The sequence below is a fragment of the Paraburkholderia sp. SIMBA_030 genome (assembly GCF_046535245.1).
Taxonomy (GTDB): domain Bacteria; phylum Pseudomonadota; class Gammaproteobacteria; order Burkholderiales; family Burkholderiaceae; genus Paraburkholderia.
Window position 1 is genome coordinate 1 of record NZ_JAWRXB010001046.1, and the last position, 255, is coordinate 255.

The window sequence follows — 255 nt, forward strand, 5'->3', positions numbered from 1 at the left end:
GCAATATCTGACCTGTACGCCGGATGGACGTTACATCCTGCATGACATTGGCGAGACGTATTACGACTTCGGCCGATACGATCCGGACTCCGGCCGTATCGCATGGGTGCGCCGCATCGAGGATCAGGCTGGGCAGTGGTGCCAGTTCGAGCGCGACAGCCGCGGCCGCGTCACCGAGATTCTGACGTGCGGCGGATTGAATGCCGTGCTCGATTACGAGCAGGGACACGGACGGCTTAGCGCGGTCACGCTCGT

Annotated in this window: 1 protein-coding gene; it reads left to right on the plus strand. The window is 62.0% G+C overall.

Features of this window, described 5'->3' with window-relative positions; genetic code table 11:
• Window positions 1-255: hypothetical protein (locus tag SB772_RS43225; protein WP_410838925.1), on the plus strand; the 255-nt coding region annotated here is incomplete at both ends.